The sequence below is a fragment of the Ulvibacter sp. 2210JD10-4 genome, assembly GCF_058148525.1.
Genome location: NZ_JBYVJZ010000113.1, coordinates 1 through 235 on the forward strand (window position 1 = coordinate 1; position 235 = coordinate 235).

1 pseudogene is annotated in these 235 nt (G+C 43.8%); it reads right to left on the reverse strand.

The features are described 5' to 3' along the window. A pseudogene (locus tag ACY2RT_RS15695) lies at nucleotides 1–235 on the reverse strand (M1 family peptidase); the annotation flags it as partial.

The window sequence follows — 235 nt, forward strand, 5'->3', positions numbered from 1 at the left end:
TCTTGCAGGATTAGCGCCGCCTCCATCAATCAAAGGAGACTGTGAGTCCTTAGAACGTACATTTTGATCCAACTTTACCCAAAGATATTCCAGTACATCCGGAGAATTATTGGTATACGTTATGGTGTCATTACCATAAAGCTTTGCATTTTTGTCAGCCAACTCAATGTCCATCACATCTTCCGCCTGTTGCTGGTAGTATTGAGGTCCCGGATCGCCACTTGCCGTTCTAAAT